Origin of the sequence: Blautia intestinihominis (genome assembly GCF_040096655.1) — a bacterium.
In the GTDB taxonomy this organism is placed as follows: Bacteria; Bacillota; Clostridia; order Lachnospirales; family Lachnospiraceae; genus Blautia_A; species Blautia_A intestinihominis.
In genome coordinates this window covers 1-17,809 of record NZ_JBBMEI010000064.1, presented here as the reverse complement: position 1 = coordinate 17,809, position 17,809 = coordinate 1, and the positions used below count along the sequence as shown (strand labels likewise).

The following is a 17,809-nucleotide window of genomic DNA, read 5'->3' as shown; positions in this document are numbered from 1 at the left end:
GGACGTATCTGGACTCTGGTGTCCAGCAATTCTGTATACTGTTCAGGTTCAGGACGAAATTTTTCTTCCCGGAAAGCGGCGGCATCTTTTTCAAGCTGTTTTTTGAGCGAGATGTCCTGAGAATCTAGGATATCAAGATTGTTATTCATCTGGTCGTATTTCTTGGATAGATTCGTCATATCTTTATCGGTAGAGCATTCTGCCTGGAAGATTAGCTGCTCTTTCCTTGATTTCAGTTCTTCGATTTCTTCGGTAATAGTGGTAAGCTGCTGATTTAATTTTATATGCTGGATGGGATTCAAAATACTGGTTTTATCCTTTTGTACATTCAGTTCTTTCCGTTCCGTAACTTTAGCTTTGAGTTTCTTTTTAACTGTGTTGTATTTATTCAGTATTGGATTAAAATGATTCATCCAGTCATGGATCACTTCTTTTTGCATCTCATTATGAAGTAAATGATACTGTGTAAAAATCATATGATTGCGGATTGCTTCTAACGTTTCAGCTATTATTGGAATAGACTTTTCTACAGCTTCAGCCAGTTTTGCTACCTTTGCTTTTAATTCTCGGAGCATTTTGTTATCCGCACGAATCTGACGGTTGATTTCACAGCGGTCTGCTATCATGCCTTTCTTTTCCATATTCTGGGCAATGTAGCCTTCATGGATGGTTGGCTGTTCGGTGATTCCCTGCTCTGCAAAGCTGCGGTGATCAATGGTGGCATTTATCTGATTATGGGCAAGCATTTTATTTACGGCATCTGCCCAGTTTGCTCTCCAGATACAGAGTTGCTCATCACTGTTCCATTGTTCAGAAATAGGATTCTGTCTGCCGTAGCGGCTACTTTTAGGATGCTTGTCGATGCGGTCATAGCCCTTTTCCTGTGCGTCGGATGTGGTCATATAAATTTTCTTTTTTTCAACTTTATATCTGTATTGCTTTTCCCAGCCATCTTTTTGTGCAGCTTTGAATTCAGTAGCTGTAAATCCTTTTTCTTCCCCATCTTTGATACAGAGATATTCTTTTTCTGTTTTATACTGCCATGTTCCATTTTCATTTAATGGTCGGACTATAGTGAGTATTTACGATGTATTCGGCGAAAGTGCTTTTTTAGATCCCCTATCTTGATAAATAAACGACCGTTTACTATAATTAAAAATGTAAACGGTCGTTTATTTTGAAAAGCAGGAGGTGTGGATATGTCAAATACTACAAAAGAAGATATATTGATTGTTGCATTACATTTATTTGCGAGAGATGGATATGAAGCAGTTTCTGTCAGTCAGATTGCGGGTGAGCTTGGTATGACAAAAGGTGCATTGTATAGGCATTATAAGAGTAAAAGAGACATTTTTGACCATGTTATAAAAAAGATGGAGCAGGGTGATGGTGAACAGGCAGGAGAATATGATATGCCTGCTGATAAAAAGGAAAATGAAGCTGAACTATATGAGATGACTTCCATGGACAATTTCATGGAATACAGTAAATCTATGTTTTCATATTGGACAGAAAACGATTTTGCATCATCATTCCGAAAGATGCTTACGTTAGAGCAATTTAGAAATGAAGAGATGCAGGCATTGTATCAGCAGTATCTTGTGTCTGGTCCGGTAGAATACGTGAAGGATCTGTTCGAGAGTATGAGTATAGAGGAAGCAGATAAGAAAGCAACCATGTTTTATTCCATCATGTTTTTTTACTACAGTCTGTATGATGGTGCTAAGGATAAGAGAAGGATAAAAGAGAAGTTTGAAAAAACTATTAGCAGCATTATATAGGGAACGAATGAGAGAGAAGGGAGAATTATGCGATTAGAACAATGGGGAGCTGGCAAGGAACATTATCGTATGGCATCTGAATATCCCGAATATGTGCTTGGAAGAGTTATCCAGCAAGAGCGAGAGCTTTATCAGGTTGTAACTGACCAGGAAGATTATTCTGCAAGGGTATCCAGAAAGTTCCGGTATGGAGCGGAACGTCCATCGGATTATCCGGCAGTTGGAGATTTTGTCCTTATGCAGTGTGTGAATGAAAACGATATAGCCGTTATTCAAAAGGTACTACCAAGAAAAAGCCAATTTATGAGGAAAGCGGCAGGAACAAATAGTGTGGAACAGATTGTGGCTACAAATATTGATACTGTATTTATCTGTATGTCACTCAATAACGATTTTAATGTTAGGAGACTGGAAAGATATCTATCTGTTGCATGGGACAGTGGAGCTATGCCTGTCATTGTATTGACCAAGGTGGATTTATGTGATGATGTGGATACAAAGCTGTTAGAAATAGAAAATATAGCAATCGGGGTACCGATTATTGAAACATCCATAGTAGACGAGGCTGGTTTAAGTCAGATTTATCAATATCTCAAGGAATACCATACGGTTGCATTCGTAGGCTCATCGGGTGTAGGAAAGTCCTCACTTATCAATCATGTACTTGGAACAGATCAACTGGAGACAGGTGGTCTTCGAAATGATGATAAAGGCAGGCATACCACAACACATAGAGAGCTTTTTATGATTTCGGGAAAAGGAATGGTGATTGATACTCCGGGAATGAGGGAACTTGGAATGTGGAGTGCTCAGGATGGGATTGATCATACATTTTCTGATATTGAAGAACTGGTTGGAAAATGTAGATTCAGTGATTGTTCTCATGGAAATGAGTCCGGCTGTGCAGTAAGACAAGCGGTAAAAGATGGATTGATAACAGAAGAACGATATAGAGCGTACATGAGATTAAAAGCAGAGAATGCATACAATAAAAATGCAGTTGATTATCTTGCTGCTAAGAAAAGGAAATTCAAACAGATTGCCAAATTAAATAAACATAATTATAAACAATAAATGAAGAGCCAGACGCAAAAGACGCAGAGCCGCTAATTCTAAAGGATTTGAATTTAGAATTGTGGCTTTTTATATTGCAATACCATGAGTTAAAAAGAAATGGAGAAAAAGAAAATGAAGGAAAATATTATCATTCGATTGGAAAGAGAAAATGAATACCATGAGGTAGAAAATCTGGTAAGGGAGAGTTTCTGGAATGTGTATCGCCCAGGTTGTCTGGAGCATTATGTACTCCATCAGCTTCGCAACGATCCGGCATTTGTTCCAGAATTGGATTTTGTCATGACATTAGATGGACAGTTGATTGGACAGAACATGTTTATGAAGGCTGTGATTGCAGCCGATGATGGCAGAAGTATTCCGATTATGACCATGGGACCGATCTGTATTGCACCGGAGCTTAAAAGGAAGGGGTATGGAAAGATTTTACTGGATTATTCTCTGGAAAAAGCAAAAGAGCTTGGATGCGGAGTAGTATGCTTTGAAGGAAATATTGATTTTTATGGAAAAAGCGGATTTAAACAGGCAAGCGAGTTTGGCATCCGCTATCATGGATTGCCGGAAGGCGAGGATGCATCTTTCTTTCTGTGCAAAGAACTGATACCGGGATATCTTAATGGAATTACAGGAGAGTATGCACCTCCGGCAGGGTATCTGGTAAATGAAAAGGAAGCAGAGGCATTTGATAGAGAGTTCCCGTATATGGAGAAGAAAAAACTTCTGGGACAGATTTTTGAATGATGAAAAGCAGGAGGTAAATTTAGATGAAAGCAATGGAAAAAGACTGGTATCAGAAAAATTGGACGCTGGATATTCAGAATATGTCATGGGTAGAAGATACAGGCAGACAAGTAGATTTTCTAATCAAGCAGTTACAGTTAAAAGGAACGGAAAAAATACTTGATCTTGCATGTGGATTTGGTCGGCACTCACTGGAGTTTGCTAGACGTGGGTATGATGTTACCGGTATTGATATTACACCGGCGTACATAGATTATGCAAACGAGCAGGCAAAAAAAGAAAATTTGAATGCAAAGTTCATTTGTCAGGACATTCGCACGATCACATTTGATAAGGAATTTGATGTTGTGCTGAATATGGCGGATGGAGCAATAGGATATCTTGAAGACGATGGGGAAAATCATAAGATTTTTTCTGTCATTGCGAAAGCATTAAAAAATGGTGGAAAGCACTTTATGGATATCATGAATGGAAGCTATGCCCAAACACATTTCCCTTGCAAGTTATGGGATGCGGGAGAAAAGGGACTTACATTATCTGCTTTTGAATGGGAGAAGGATAGAAAAACGCTGATATATGGGCAGGTAGACTATATGTATGGAGAAGCACTTTATAAGCCTGAAATGAAAGAAGGAAATCCTATAAGGTTATATAGTTTGGATGAAATCACGGAGATATTCGGTAAACTGGGACTTCGTATTTGTAACAGTTTTGCTGATTTTAGTGGAAAGCCGAGTTCTGATAATGATATTCAATTGATGGTTTATTCCATACGAGAATAAAAATAGAGTAGACGAATTATTTAGCAATCTTCATCAAATCTTTATTTTTTCCTGATAGATTATATTTCAGTAAGAAATGAAATATAGAAGGAAGGATGGCAAAGATGGAAATGATGTTGCAGACACAAAATCTATGTAAATATTTTAGAAAACAGAAAGCGGTAAATAATGTTTCACTTAATATAGAAAAGGGACAGATTTATGGACTGCTTGGACCGAATGGTGCTGGTAAATCTACCATATTGAAAATGCTGACCGGTATGATGAAACCAACTGCAGGCAAGATTTACTTTGATGGAATAACATGGAATAGGAAAGATTTGTCAAAAATAGGGGCGTTAATTGAAAATCCGCCAATTTATGAAAATCTCTCCGCCAGAGAGAATTTGAAGGTAAGACAATTATTGCTTGGTACAGATGAAAACAGAATTGATGAGGTCTTGCAGATTGTATCACTTACAAACACCGGAAAGAAGAAAGCAGGACAGTTTTCTTTGGGGATGAAGCAAAGACTAGGCATTGCAATGGCATTGCTTGGAGAACCGGAACTTTTGATATTGGATGAACCTACGAATGGATTAGATCCAATAGGCATCGAGGAATTACGAGAGCTGATCCGGTCTTTTCCGGAACGGGGAATCACTGTAATTCTCTCCAGTCATATTCTCTCAGAGGTACAGTTACTTGCAGATAAAGTCGGGATTATTTCAGGTGGAATCTTAGGATACGAAGGAGCATTAAAGCAGGGAGATAATCTTGAAGATTTGTTTATGAATGTGGTAAGAAAAAACCAGAAAGCAGGTGAAATCCATGGTTAATATTATAAAAGCAGAACATCAAAAAGCCAAAAGAACCATGCGAAAAAAGTTTATCTGGGGATTTCCTCTTCTTACATTTGTTATGGCATTTATATTTACTCTTGGGATGACAAATGCTTATGCAGAAAGTGTTTGGAACTGGTGGTATACACTTTTGCTGCCGGGGATGATTGCTCTATTTTGTTATCTTTCTGTGGCGCAGGAGAAAAAGATAAAATATTATCATTTGACGACTCTTCCTACAGACAGAAGCAAATTGTTGCTGGGGAAAATTATTTATATTGGGTACATGATTTTGTTTTCTAATGTGATTGTGTTTGCAGGAGCAACGCTTGGAGGCTTTCTTCTAACGACACATGTTCCAGTTGGAGGAGCGTTGATTGCAGTATTGTTTCTGACGGTTTCTGAGTTATGGGAGATTCCGGTAGCTTTATTTTTAAGTGAACGATTTGGAATGATTGTAAACCTGTTCGTCTGCCTGTTTATTACCGTCAGCGGTGTGGTAATATCACAAACCAGAATCTGGTATGTACTTGTTTCTGCAATCCCTATGCGAATGATGTGCCCGTTGCTTCATGTTTTACCAAATGGACTTGCCGCAGAAGCAGGGAATCCTCTTTTGGATACGGGAGTCATTGTTCCGGGAATGTGTCTCTCAATCATCTGGTTTGTTTTTGTAACGGTTCTGTTTTTGAAATGGTTTGAGAGAAGAGAGGTGAAATAAGATGATTGGAAGATCTCTTAATGCAGACTTGCGAAAGATGAAAGGAACATCTGTGATTCTGGCACACTTACTGATTCCGATTATAACCAGCGTTATATTTTTAATATATTACTTTTTTTCACCATGGAATGAAAATATGAAAGTGATTGCATTTTATCAGGCAATAGGAGCAGGACTTCCGGTACTTATTGGAATTTTTACAGCAAGTGTGATGGAACAGGAACAAAATGCAGGTGATTTTCAAAATCTGTTGTCTTTACCGGATAAACCTGCAGCATTTTTATCGAAACTGTTGATGCTACTGGTTTTGTGTCTGTGCTCTATCCTATTGACAGCAATCATATTCGGAATTGGATTTGGAAGAATCGCATCAAGCGATATCGAAATCATGAAAGGATGTATATTTGCAGCATTGCTGCTGTGGGGAAGCAGTGTTCCACTTTATCTGTGGCAGCTGATTCTGGCTTTTCAGTTTGGAAAAGGGGTATCCATTGGAGCAGGGATTATATCAGGACTAATTAGTGCATTGATGCTTACCGGACTTGGAGATTATGTGTGGAAATATGTATTTGTCTGCTGGACGGGTAGAGTACCATATACTTATCTGCAATCTGTATTGGGAGAAACTAGTGTAGGTGAATGGTTGTCATTCATACCAGGTTGCTTAATATTTACAGGGATTAGTATGGTATACTATTTTTGGTGGGTAAACCACTGGGAAGGAAACAGAATATCTGAATAGAATCGAGGGAAACTATGGCAAAAATACTGGCAGTTGATGATGAACCGGCAATTCTGGAAATGATAGAAAGCATTTTGAATAAGGATGGACATCTGGTTACCAAAGTAAGTAATCCACTGAAACTTAATATGGAAGAATTACATCGTTATGACCTGATTTTACTTGACATTATGATGCCTGGAATTGATGGCTTCGAGTTATGCAAAAAAATCAGGACACTTGTGGATTGTCCGATTTTGTTTCTTACGGCAAAAACAGAGGAAAACAGTCTGGTGAATGGGCTTTCGTTGGGAGCAGATGATTATATTTCAAAGCCATTTGGAGTGATGGAACTTCGGGCAAGGATTCATGCACATCTCAGAAGAGAACACAGGGAACATTCTGTCCGGATGGTTTTGGGGAGAGTCTGCATTCAAATATCTCAAAAGAAACTGTTGATGGATGATAAGGAACTTTCTCTTACGAAAGCGGAGTACGAAATCTGTGAATTTCTGGCTAAAAACAGGGGACAGGTTTTCTCGAAGGAACAGATATTGGAAGCGGTCTTTGGCTTTGACAATGAGAGTAATGACAGTACTATAATCACGCATATCAAAAATATAAGAGCAAAATTTGCGGATTATGATTATATACCGATAAAAACAGTCTGGGGGATTGGATATAAATGGGAAGAGTAAAGAGAAGCAATGCACTCAGCAGGATTTTTATGAGATATGTACTTGTCATGCTTGGATCATTAGTTGGTTTGGTGATTGTTGCTTATCTGCTGCTGTACCTTTTGATTAGTGTGGGCTGTATTTATCCGGCAAATTATGCGGAGCAAAAGATTAATGAAGCATATGATACGATTTTGCATGCAGATAAAGTGACTGCTGAGATGATTCCTGCACTTTGTAATTATGTCATTTTTTCAGAGAAGGGAGAGGAAATAGGTGGAAATCTTCCAGAACAATACGAACAGATAGCATGGAATGTTGCAAAGTATGGAACCGCATCCGGGAAATATTTTTATAAAGTAATTTCAAGGGAAAATGAATATGTTGTTTTGCAATATCGCCTGACACCTCAGTATCATTCGGCTTTTTTGAGAGAGCATTTTATAGGACCTCAGAATGTGATGAGTATTATGGCTGTGATTGGAGCGATAGCGATTATCATCATTCCGTCCATATGTTTTGGAAAAAGAATCAAAAAGCAGATGCAGCCTGTGTTAGATGCCATCGATCAAATAAAGAATCAGAACCTGGAGTATGAGACATCTGGTTCCGGTATCAAAGAGTTTGATGATTGTTTATCGGCAATCGATGATATGCGAGATGCATTGCGGGAATCCTTAGAAAAGCAATGGAAAACAGAGCAGGAAAAGAACCAGCAGATGTCTGCTTTGGCGCATGATATTAAAACACCTCTTACGATTGTAAGGGGAAATGCAGAACTACTTTCAGAGACTGAACTGACCACGGAACAGAAAAATAATATTACCTATGTTTTAAACGGTACAACACAGATACAAAGTTATGTCCAGCAGTTGATAGATGTCACAAAATCATGGAATTGCAGTGATGTTACCTATACAACGGTGATGTTAGAAGATTTTTTTACAGATATAAAGGAGCAGGCACTTGGGCTGGCAGAAATCTATCACCAGAAAATAGATTGGAAGGCAAAGCAAAGTGATAAAAAGGTAATGCTTGTCTATGATCAAATGTTTCGGGCAGTAATGAATGTGATTCAGAATGCAGTGGAGCATACAAAAGAAAATGGAATCATTTATATTGGTGCAAAGGAGCATGATGGTCGGCTGACATTCATTGTGGAGGATAGTGGATCAGGATTTACAAAAGAAGCATTATTGCATGGCACAGAGCAGTTTTTTATGGATGACACAAGTAGAAATGGAGAAGCCCATTATGGGATTGGGCTATTTTTTGCAAAAACTGTGGCTGAAAAATATGGCGGAGGGATTAAACTTTCAAATTCTGAAAATACAGGTGGGGCGAAAGTAAAAATATTTTTCATGAGTAGTCAAGAAACAAGCTAAATAGACTGCAATTAAGCTATGTAAAAGAAATTTTACATGATTTTATCTAATATGTAAAAGCCTTTTGATAGACGTTACTACTACGTTTGCTGTAATCTCATGGAAGAAAGGAGGTATACAGAATTATGATAGCTGATAAAATTAAAAATGCTCGTACTATAAAGAAACTTACACAGGAACAGGTTGCTGAAGACCTCAATGTTTCCAGGCAGACTATTTCTAACTGGGAAATGGGAGTCTCTGTTCCAAATATTAATACATTTATTCTAATAAGTGAGAAATTTGATATTCCAGTTGATGAAATGTTAAAGTCAGGAGACGTTGTTGAAAAAATTGATAACAATAAAACTCCTTTCAAAAAAGATAGAAATTATAGTATTGTATTTTTAACTATTGGTATTTTAGGGCTGATTAGTATACCTTTTGAAATGTCTGCTGATGATCATAACTGCACCAGTCATTTTGGTGTTGACGCTTTTTGTTTGGCTCTGCACGGGGCTGATCTACATATCCAGTCTGGTGCTTGGTCTACTAAGCACGGTAATTGCTCTGCTTGGCGCAGCTGTGATTATTACCTATTCCCCGCAGAATGGTGTGATTTTGTTGGTTATAGCTTTTTTGATTAGCCCGATGGGATTGCCGCTTGCGGCGATCTGGCTGTTGGGTAAGGTGCAGGATTTGAAATTTGCGATCCAGGATTGGATGTATGGGTAAATGATGTGAATAAATTTGGAATGAAAAGAAGCAGGACAATGGGAGATGAGACCCAGTGCCCTGCTTCTTGGTTATTTGGAATGAACGGTAGTGTATTTCTGGTTTTTGCTTTTGGGTTTGTCTGGAAACATCATTTCAAGTTTACCAGAAGATAATAAAGGCTTGAGGTAATATTTGCTGAAGTGAGAACGGCTGGAAACATTAATATATGCTTGCATTTCATCTCGACTTTTAGGGTCTGCACAAAATTTCAATAGCAAGTTTTGTTTGCTGATCACAGATGTATCATGTGCGGCATCATGTGCTGTATCATGTGCGGAAGCACCGCACATGATGTAGTTTACATTTTTCAAGATGACTCTGAAATCTGTCGCTGTTGAGGAAAATTCAGGCTTATATGCCGCTGTGTATCCAGGCAGCTTTTCAGTTTCACTGACGATTTTGCGTAGGCCACTTCCACGGCGTTCCATGTACTTCATGCGGTGGAACAGGTCAGCAATCACAGGGTTTCGTCGCATGGAACGGATACTGTAAATATCGTATTCCTGAATTGAGCCGCCGCCAAACATACCGCCCGGAGATGTGATTTCCACCCGATCATCAAACATATCAATATGGATTTCGCTGCCAAGCACAATATAATCACGATGGATAAGCGCATTAACAAGAGCCTCTGTCACAGCTCGTTCAGCATAATCCGGTTTGTCTACACGATACTGTGCCTTTTTGACAAAACGGACTTTGGAATTATTGCGAATAAATTCACTGCCGCTGTTCAGTAAATAAATCAAATTTCCCTCGTATTCTTTATCGTCCAGCGCATCATCAAAGATAGAGCCTTTTTCCAAGCCATTCCACCGGGTACAGAACATACGGGAGTTATAAACCGTGTACTGATCGGTCATGAGTTTTCCGGCATTGGTCAGGAGTCCATTTTTATCAGTCAAACCAAAGGAAACATAATCGGATGGCTCAAAGCGGAGACCGGTCCGTTCCAGATAGGTTGCTTCCAAAAGTGTAAAGCTGTAATCCTTTTTTACCGCGTCTGTTGTTAGGGTATCAAAGGACTGATTGGTTCCCTTTAAGATTAGTTCATTCACAATGTAATCAGGGGCAATTACGCTTTCATTTCCAACACGGATATATGCTTCCATCACGCCGTCTGCCTTGTAATAATATGGGGTGCTGCGGCCGGGAGAAACCTCCAGAGCTAATAGATTTTTACCATCTTCCTGTAATGGTTTTAAGATAAACTGAGGTAATGGTGTGATTCGTTCTTTGATTAAGCGGCTGATCGCCTCAGCATCCTTTTGAACATCGGACAAGCCAATAGGTTTCCGGTCATCAGAGATTCCGAAAAACAGAGTTCCGCCGATTCCATTAGAAAAGGAACTGACACTTTTTAACCAGCTTTTGGGTTTCTTTATTTCAAGTGCAACTTTGAAATCACATTCGGTTGCTTCAGCAATGAGCTGTTCTATCATAAAATCCCTCCTTTGAGGTATTGGTAGTTTCTTTATATTATACCCATAAGGAGAGTTTATTTCAACGATAGGCACAAAGAGTTCAGAGAAAATATTTTGAGAGGAGGGCTTTTTATGGCAACTAAAGAATCATGCCGCTTCATGTCGGCAAAGGCCGCACAGAAAGTCGGGCGATCAGTGACATCATCGACTATGTAGCAAATCCACAGAAAACAGATAACGGCAAACTCATTACCAGTTATGCGTGTGACAGCCGGACTGCGGATGCAGAGTTCCTTCTGGCAAAGCGGCTGAAAAGCGCATGGCAGAGATCGCTGTTCTGCGTACTCACATCGTAAATTATGCCAAGACCCGTGAGGTCTATGTGGCATACCGCAAGGCGGGCTACTCTAAGAAATTCCGGGAGGAACACGAGGAAGAAATTCTGCTCCACCAGGCTGCTAAGAATGCCTTTGATGAGATGGGCGTCAAGAAGCTGCCCAAGGTCAAAGAGTTGCAGACGGAGTACGCGAAATTGCTGGAAGAAAAGAAAAAGACCTATGCCGAGTATCGGCATTCCCGTGAGGAAATGCGAGAACTTTTAACGGCAAAGGCCAATGTAGATCGGGTGCTGAAAATGGAGGTAGAACAGGATGTTGAAAAAGAAAAAGACCACGGCCAGCGGTAAGCTGGTCCTGGTCAAAAGCGTTCGCAGAACGCGCAGCCACAGAATGATATTCTGTGTTCAAAGGGGCTTGGGGGCGCTGCCCTCAACAAGCAAGCGGAGAGGAAAATCACAAAGGGATTTTCTTCCCTGCGGGCCTGTGTGTATTAACACAGGCATTGCTTGCCTCTTTTCTCCGAAATTGAAAAGAACCAGTGAGAGAATCGTTAAATTTCACTCACTGGCTCAATTCGTTTCAAATTTTTCGGACAACTCTGTCAGTTCTTTCACCGTTTCCTGGGTGTGATGCAGCAGGGTGTCACGCATTTCTGGCGGACAGCTGGAATAAAGCATTTTCATCTGATTGACACCCTCATCCTCCAGAGAAACATCTGGATTTATAAGTGTATCTAAAGAGATGTGCAGGACCTTTGCCAATGCTCTCAAAATCAAATAGGAAGGATTCATTTTCCCTTTTTCGATATTGGCGATTTGCTTTACAGAAACATGGCTCAGATCAGAAAGTTCCTGTTGTGTCAGTTCTTTATTCTTTCGGGCTTCCCGCATTTTTTGCCCTAAAGCAGTTAAATCATCAATCGGCATAATCGTTCACCTCAATAATATTGTATCGTTCCGGTTTATATGATGGAATGACCTTATTATGCCTGGAAAACTGTACGATTATGCCGATTTTATAAAGCTGCGATTGGTGATAAGCTTGTATTGTTCGAGGCAAAGAACTATAATGTACTCTGTGGAGGTGCGAAATGGACTATATGACATTGAAAGAGGCCGCCGAAAAGTGGGGCATGACACCTCGTAGGGTAAATTATTATTGTGCTGGTGGGCGTATCCCCGGCGCTGTGAAAATGGCCGGTGTTTGGCTGATCCCTAAAACTGCGGAAAAGCCGATTGATGGCCGGACAAAACAAGGAAAGGAGCAAAAGCATGAGTAATATATTACTTCTTGAAGATGATTTGAGCCTGATTAACGGGCTTTCTTTTGCGTTCAAAAAACAAGGATTTGAATTAGTTGTTGCCAGAACCCTCAAAGAAGCAGATAGTTTGTGGGTGGATGGAAAATATGATTTGCTGGTGCTTGATGTATCCCTGCCGGATGGCACCGGATTTGAATTTTGCAAAAAGGTGCGGCAAGTTTCCAAAGTCCCCATCATTTTTTTGACGGCGGCAGATGAAGAAATGAACATTATCATGGGTTTGGACATTGGTGGAGATGATTATATTACAAAACCGTTTAAGCTGGGAGTGTTAGTATCCAGAGTAAATGCACTGCTTCGTCGGGCAAAAGATTTCAGCTCCGCAGATACACAACTGGAATCCAACGGAATGAAAGTGCTTTTGCTGCAAGGGCAGGCGTTTAAGAATGGAAAGCTATTGGATTTGACTGCCGCAGAATATAAGTTGCTGTGTCTATTTATGAAAAACCCGAACATGGTACTTACCAAAGAACAGATTTTAGATAAGCTATGGGACTGCGATGGAAATTATATTGACAGCAGTACCCTTACCGTATATATGAGGCGGCTGCGTATAAAGATTGAGGATAATCCGAGTGAACCGCAAATGCTCCTGACAGTTCGGGGAATGGGATACAAATGGAATGTGATTGGGTGAGGTGGTCTATGAAAATATTTGTAAACAAAGAAATCAAAAAATTGTTTCTTGCAGTATCCGTTATTTGGGTAGCCTCCCTTCTGTTGACACAAGGGTTCTTATGGTTGTGCTATCAGCGGTTTTCTTTGTTCCTATTGCTTGTTTTCGTATTGTCAGGAGGAGCGATATTGGAGGTGGGTTGTTCTTATTTCAAAAAGCAAAATCAAGTCATGGAACAGGCGGTATCACAGATCAATGCGTATCTTGACGGCAATCACAATGCCCGTATTGAATGTGATGATGAGGGCGAACTATATCGGTTGTTTCATACCGTCAATTCTCTGGCGGCTGTCTTAAATGCTCACGCGGATAACGAACTCCGGGAAAAGGAATTTTTGAAAAATACAATCTCTGATATTTCCCATCAACTGAAAACACCGCTGGCTGCTTTGAATATTTATAATGGTCTGCTTCAAGACGGGGATATGGAATTAAGTGCTGTAAAAGAATTTGCTGATTTATCCGAACAGGAACTTGACCGCATTGAAACACTGGTGCAAAACTTGCTCAAGATTACAAAACTGGATGCCGGTGCCATCGTGCTGGAAAAGGCCACAGAGAATGTGGCGGATATGATGCGGGATATTGAACTGCATTTTGCATATAGAGCAAGACAGGAAAAGAAGAAAATCATTCTGTCTGGCTCGGATTATCTTTCTCTTTTTTGTGATCGTGATTGGCTGTCTGAGGCAATCGACAATATTGTGAAAAATGCGTTTGACCATACGGAAAGTGGTGCTGTCATTGGCATTACATGGAGGGCGTTGCCATCAGGTATTCAAATTGTGGTAAAGGACAATGGATGTGGCATCCACCCGGAAGATATATACCATATTTTCAAGCGTTTTTATCGCAGCCGTTTTTCAAAAGATACACAGGGTATCGGTCTGGGCCTTCCGCTTGCGAAAGCAGTCATTGAAGCACATGGAGGAGCAATCGAGGTAGACAGTGAATTGGGCAGAGGGACAAGTTTCACGATAAATTTTCTGATTCCTACAAAATTGTAGGATGATTGTAGGGTTACAGTAATATTTCAGTGCTATTCTTTCAATCGTAGACAGGAAATGAAGCTTACCTGTCTACATCGCAAGAACATAAGAAAGAGGTGTTTGCACCATGAATTTATTAGAGGTCAAGAATATTTGTAAGACCTATGGCAGCGGTGAAACTGCTGTAAAAGCGCTTAGGAATGTTAGCTTTTCTGTTCCTAAGGGAGAATATGTGGCAATCGTCGGAGAATCTGGTTCGGGTAAAAGCACACTGCTGAATATGATCGGTGCGCTGGATATGCCAACTTCGGGAAAGGTGCTGATTGATGGTAAGGACATTTTTTCCATGAATGACCGAAAACTGACGGTATTTCGCCGCAGGAATATCGGCTTTATCTTTCAGGCGTTTAACCTTATCCCGGAGTTGACGGTGGAACAAAATATGATTTTTCCGCTGTTGCTGGATTATCAAAAGCCGGACAAGAGATATTTGGAGGAACTGCTGACGGTTTTGAATTTGAAAGATCGTCGTAATCATTTACCCAGTCAGCTTTCCGGCGGTCAACAGCAGAGAGTGGCGATTGGCCGTGCATTGATTACCCGTCCTTCTCTGATTCTGGCAGACGAGCCAACAGGAAATTTGGACTCACAAAACAGCAGTGAGGTCATAGCATTGCTCAAAGAAACATCGAAAAAATACGAGCAGACCATCATTATGATTACCCACAACCGCAGTATTGCGCAAACGGCAGACCGGGTATTACAGGTATCGGATGGCACTTTGACTGATTTTGGGAGGTGCCGTGAATGAAAAGCTATCTTAGTCTCATTCCCATCTCCGCAAAGGTGCGCAAGCGGCAAAATCGTATGACTGTCTTGTGTATTATCATTTCGGTGTTTCTTGTCACAGCTATTTTCAGTGTTGCTGACATGATGATACGAACAGAAAGCGATTTTATGATAAGTAACCACGGAAACTGGCACATTGCAATAAAAAATATTTCACAGAACAATGCGGATGAAATCAGTAATCGTTCAGATGTTACAGCAGTTGGTGTAGCTTCTCAATTTAATTTTGAAGGAGAACAACCGTACCGAGTCAACGAAAAACGAACTGTTTTGTATGGCACCGATGAAGTCTATATTACTCAGATTTCAAATGGAATTGTAGAAGGAACATTTCCGGCAAATGATGAGGAAGTTATGCTTACACCTAATTCTGTAACTGCTTTAGGAGTACAGCTTGGGGATAGTGTAACCTTACATACCCCTGCTGGATATCGGACATTTACAATCTCTGGCTTTGGCACAGATGATGAAAGCTATTATAACAATCAGACTTATTTGATAGGCTCTTATCTGACACAAAGTGCATTTACTTCTGTTATGGCACAAAACGGAGTAACAAACAATGAGTTGACTTATTATGTGCAGTTTGAAAGTGCAGCGAAAGCGGCAAATGCAATAACAGAACTACAGACACAGTACCAATTATCCGATGGGAGTATTTCTGAAAATACCGGCGTTATGGGCATGGCTGGGCAAAGCAACAATACAGCGATGCAGAGTATGTACGGATTGGCAGCAATTCTATTTGTTTTAGTGTTGTTGGCAGGAATATTGATGATTTCTGGCAGTATGAATAGCATCATTGCGCAACGAACTCAATTTTTTGGAATGTTGCGTTGCATTGGTGCAAGTCGTCAACAAATTATCCGCTTTGTCCGTTTGGAGGCATTGAACTGGTGTAAAACCGCGGTACCTATTGGAGTGGTTTTTGGAACAATAATTAGTTGGATTATTTGTGCCACACTTCATTATGGAATTGGTGGAGAATTTTCTACAACGCCAGTCTTTCAGATCAGCCCTGTTGGATTTTTCAGTGGCGTAGTTGTTGGAGTGGTAACAGTATTTTTAGCAGCACAATCCCCAGCAAAGCGGGCTGCTAAAGTTTCACCCATATCTGCGGTTTCTGGCAATGTAGATAATAAATCTTCTGTTAAACACGCTATCAAGTTTAGCTTAGGAAAAATTGATAATTCACTTGGCATACATCATGCGGTTGAAAAAAAGAAAAACTGGTTTCTGATGACGGCTTCCTTTGCACTGACTATTATGCTGGTTTTTTCTTTTTCTGTAATTTTAGATTTTGCAAAGCAACTTGTTCCATCGTTGAGTGTCACATCAGCCGATATAGCATTATCCAGTTATGCAAATAAAATGGATATTGAGCGCAACCTGGTCGATGAAATCAAAAAAATAGATGGGGTTGCAAATGCTTATGGAAGTAGCTATGTAGAAAACATTCCTGCAACATCTTCAAGAGCAGGAATAGACCATATCAATATTGTTTCTTATGATGATACACTTCTGGATTACTCAAAAGGTAGTATTGCTCAGGGATCATTAGATACAGTTTACGGGAACAGTAACAAAGTGGCAACCGTATTTAATAGAAACAATTCCTTGCACATCGGTGATACCATCCAGCTTGCAGGCGAAGAAGTTGAGATTACTTGCGCTCTATCACAAGGGTTATTCGGAGATGATTTGATTATTATTTGCTCACAGGAAACATTTGACCGTATCATGGGCGGTACAAAGTATGGCCTTATTGGAATTCAGTTAGATTCAAACGCTACTGAAGAAACAATAGCAGAAATTAGAAGTCTTGAAAACGATGATATTATCATTACAGATCAGCGTGAAGGCAATAAACAAAATAATGCTACATATTGGGCTGCACGAATTGTTTGTTATGGCTTCTTAGCTATTATCGGAGTTATTTCGCTGTTTAATATCGTCAATAGTATCTCTATGAGTGTATCTGCACGAATTAAGCAGTATGGTGCAATGCGAGCTGTTGGTATGGATAATAGGCAGCTTAAACGAATGATTTCTGCGGAAGCGTACACCTATGCAATTTCTGGTTTGATAGTTGGATGTGGCATTGGACTCCCGCTTAGTCGATTTTTATATAATCGTCTAATTACACATTATTTTGGAATTGAGTGGAGATTTCCTATCCTGTGGTTTGGAATTGTCGTTGCCTTTATCTTCATATCTGCTATTGTGTCCGTTTATGCTCCTGCAAAGAGAATTCGCAATATGCCAATTACTGCAACCATCAACGAATTATAGTTTCATATGTTAATCTGCCGGACGACGGCAAAAGAAAAAAAGCCGTCGTACAGCAGACACATTTCCACGCGCCTATGAAACGGCGGCTTTGATTTTCAGAGCCGCCGTTTCTTTGCGTTTACACAATCCTATGACGACTTGCAGGGACACGGTAGCCGATTGGAGGTTATTTTGCCGTGTCTCGTTTGCTTTTTCAAAGCTCACATAATCTACATCAGTTAAAAAAAGCATTGCTCCTCCTCCGGGCAAGTATAACATTGCATCGGCATTATCGTTCCATGTAATTCAGTATAATAATGACTGTTCTTGGCGCGCCAGTTTTCCCTCACGGAAATCTGGCGTTTTTTGTTGCCATTTTTTCGGAGATGACCCGGTTGTCTGCCAGTGTCGGTCTCCGCCTCCATTCGATTCACCCGTCAATCACCCGTGAATCGAAATGGAGGTACATAATGAAGAAAATT

Annotated in this window: 19 protein-coding genes and 3 pseudogenes; 18 read left to right on the top strand and 4 right to left on the bottom strand. The window is 40.1% G+C overall.

All coding sequences use genetic code 11. From position 1 onward, the window contains the following. Positions 1-1,082 (bottom strand): annotated as a pseudogene (locus WMO75_RS15355) (MobA/MobL family protein); the annotation flags it as partial. A 117-nt stretch (positions 1,083-1,199) separates the two neighbouring features. On the opposite strand from WMO75_RS15355, the gene WMO75_RS15350 reads away from it, so the two are divergent. The 11 genes and pseudogenes from WMO75_RS15350 (at position 1,200) to WMO75_RS15300 (ending at position 9,417) form a co-directional block, all read left to right on the top strand. Then, entirely contained in the window at positions 1,200-1,781 is a 582-nt protein-coding gene (locus WMO75_RS15350) for a TetR/AcrR family transcriptional regulator (RefSeq protein WP_349078426.1), read from the top strand. Positions 1,782-1,850: 69 nt separating this feature from the next. Further along, complete coding sequence (gene rsgA, locus WMO75_RS15345) at positions 1,851-2,855, top strand: ribosome small subunit-dependent GTPase A (RefSeq protein ID WP_349078425.1); 1,005 nt, start codon at positions 1,851-1,853, stop codon at positions 2,853-2,855. Positions 2,856-2,969: 114 nt separating this feature from the next. Beyond that, positions 2,970-3,596, top strand: a complete 627-nt coding sequence (locus WMO75_RS15340; RefSeq protein WP_349078423.1) for a GNAT family N-acetyltransferase — start codon at positions 2,970-2,972, stop codon at positions 3,594-3,596. Positions 3,597-3,619: 23 nt separating this feature from the next. Continuing rightward, complete coding sequence (locus WMO75_RS15335) at positions 3,620-4,378, top strand: class I SAM-dependent methyltransferase (RefSeq protein WP_243149185.1); 759 nt, start codon at positions 3,620-3,622, stop codon at positions 4,376-4,378. 104 nt (positions 4,379-4,482) lie between these two features. Further along, the gene (locus WMO75_RS15330) at positions 4,483-5,196 is read left to right on the top strand and encodes a lantibiotic protection ABC transporter ATP-binding protein (protein WP_349078428.1); all 714 of its coding nucleotides are present in this window, start codon (positions 4,483-4,485) and stop codon (positions 5,194-5,196) included. Beyond that, positions 5,189-5,920, top strand: coding sequence for a lantibiotic immunity ABC transporter MutE/EpiE family permease subunit (locus tag WMO75_RS15325; RefSeq protein ID WP_349078421.1), 732 nt, complete (start codon positions 5,189-5,191; stop codon positions 5,918-5,920). Before WMO75_RS15330 ends, WMO75_RS15325 begins: the two co-directional genes overlap by 8 nt. A gap of 1 nt (position 5,921) precedes the next feature. Next, positions 5,922-6,662, top strand: a complete 741-nt coding sequence (locus WMO75_RS15320) for a lantibiotic immunity ABC transporter MutG family permease subunit (protein ID WP_005330844.1) — start codon at positions 5,922-5,924, stop codon at positions 6,660-6,662. 14 nt (positions 6,663-6,676) lie between these two features. Beyond that, positions 6,677-7,339, top strand: a complete 663-nt coding sequence (locus tag WMO75_RS15315; protein WP_349078418.1) for a response regulator transcription factor — start codon at positions 6,677-6,679, stop codon at positions 7,337-7,339. Beyond that, positions 7,327-8,703, top strand: coding sequence for a sensor histidine kinase (locus WMO75_RS15310; RefSeq protein WP_349078416.1), 1,377 nt, complete (start codon positions 7,327-7,329; stop codon positions 8,701-8,703). Before WMO75_RS15315 ends, WMO75_RS15310 begins: the two co-directional genes overlap by 13 nt. 125 nt (positions 8,704-8,828) lie before the next feature. Further along, positions 8,829-8,999, top strand: a pseudogene (locus WMO75_RS15305) (helix-turn-helix transcriptional regulator); the annotation flags it as partial. A gap of 142 nt (positions 9,000-9,141) precedes the next feature. Then, positions 9,142-9,417: a CD1845 family protein gene (locus WMO75_RS15300; RefSeq protein ID WP_270497479.1), complete on the top strand. Its 276-nt coding sequence runs from the start codon at positions 9,142-9,144 to the stop codon at positions 9,415-9,417. Between the two features lie 71 nt (positions 9,418-9,488). Here WMO75_RS15300 and WMO75_RS15295 read toward each other — a convergent pair whose 3' ends face one another. Then, positions 9,489-10,901: an ATP-binding protein gene (locus WMO75_RS15295; protein ID WP_118699258.1), complete on the bottom strand. Its 1,413-nt coding sequence runs from the start codon at positions 10,899-10,901 to the stop codon at positions 9,489-9,491. Between the two features lie 131 nt (positions 10,902-11,032). Between WMO75_RS15295 and WMO75_RS15290 the strand changes: the two genes are divergently transcribed. Further along, positions 11,033-11,239 (top strand): hypothetical protein, encoded by a 207-nt coding sequence (locus WMO75_RS15290; RefSeq protein ID WP_118699259.1) that lies wholly within the window; start codon positions 11,033-11,035, stop codon positions 11,237-11,239. Continuing rightward, a pseudogene (locus WMO75_RS15285) lies at positions 11,185-11,568 on the top strand (relaxase/mobilization nuclease domain-containing protein); the annotation flags it as partial. The gene WMO75_RS15290 and the pseudogene WMO75_RS15285, both read left to right, overlap by 55 nt. Before the next feature lie 222 nt (positions 11,569-11,790). Here WMO75_RS15285 and WMO75_RS15280 read toward each other — a convergent pair. Further along, positions 11,791-12,147, bottom strand: coding sequence for a helix-turn-helix domain-containing protein (locus WMO75_RS15280; protein WP_005337966.1), 357 nt, complete (start codon positions 12,145-12,147; stop codon positions 11,791-11,793). A 164-nt stretch (positions 12,148-12,311) separates the two neighbouring features. Between WMO75_RS15280 and WMO75_RS15275 the strand changes: the two genes are divergently transcribed. The 5 genes from WMO75_RS15275 (at position 12,312) to WMO75_RS15255 (ending at position 17,348) form a co-directional block, all read left to right on the top strand. Continuing rightward, on the top strand, positions 12,312-12,500 hold the full coding sequence (locus WMO75_RS15275; protein ID WP_349078411.1) for a helix-turn-helix domain-containing protein: 189 nt from the start codon (positions 12,312-12,314) through the stop codon (positions 12,498-12,500). Next, positions 12,493-13,179 (top strand): response regulator transcription factor, encoded by a 687-nt coding sequence (locus tag WMO75_RS15270; protein WP_118254091.1) that lies wholly within the window; start codon positions 12,493-12,495, stop codon positions 13,177-13,179. The genes WMO75_RS15275 and WMO75_RS15270 overlap by 8 nt, the downstream gene beginning before the upstream one ends. An 8-nt stretch (positions 13,180-13,187) precedes the next feature. Next, positions 13,188-14,225 carry a sensor histidine kinase gene (locus tag WMO75_RS15265; protein WP_349078408.1) on the top strand — a complete coding sequence of 346 codons (1,038 nt, stop codon included), beginning with the start codon at positions 13,188-13,190 and terminating at the stop codon, positions 14,223-14,225. Between the two features lie 109 nt (positions 14,226-14,334). Next, positions 14,335-15,018, top strand: a complete 684-nt coding sequence (locus WMO75_RS15260; RefSeq protein ID WP_055066049.1) for an ABC transporter ATP-binding protein — start codon at positions 14,335-14,337, stop codon at positions 15,016-15,018. Further along, the gene (locus tag WMO75_RS15255; protein ID WP_349078406.1) at positions 15,015-17,348 is read left to right on the top strand and encodes an ABC transporter permease; all 2,334 of its coding nucleotides are present in this window, start codon (positions 15,015-15,017) and stop codon (positions 17,346-17,348) included. The genes WMO75_RS15260 and WMO75_RS15255 overlap by 4 nt, the downstream gene beginning before the upstream one ends. Before the next feature lie 72 nt (positions 17,349-17,420). Here the strand turns inward: WMO75_RS15255 and WMO75_RS15250 are convergent, their stop codons facing one another. Continuing rightward, on the bottom strand, positions 17,421-17,579 hold the full coding sequence (locus WMO75_RS15250; protein WP_349078402.1) for a hypothetical protein: 159 nt from the start codon (positions 17,577-17,579) through the stop codon (positions 17,421-17,423). Between the last annotated feature and the right edge of the window lie 230 nt (positions 17,580-17,809).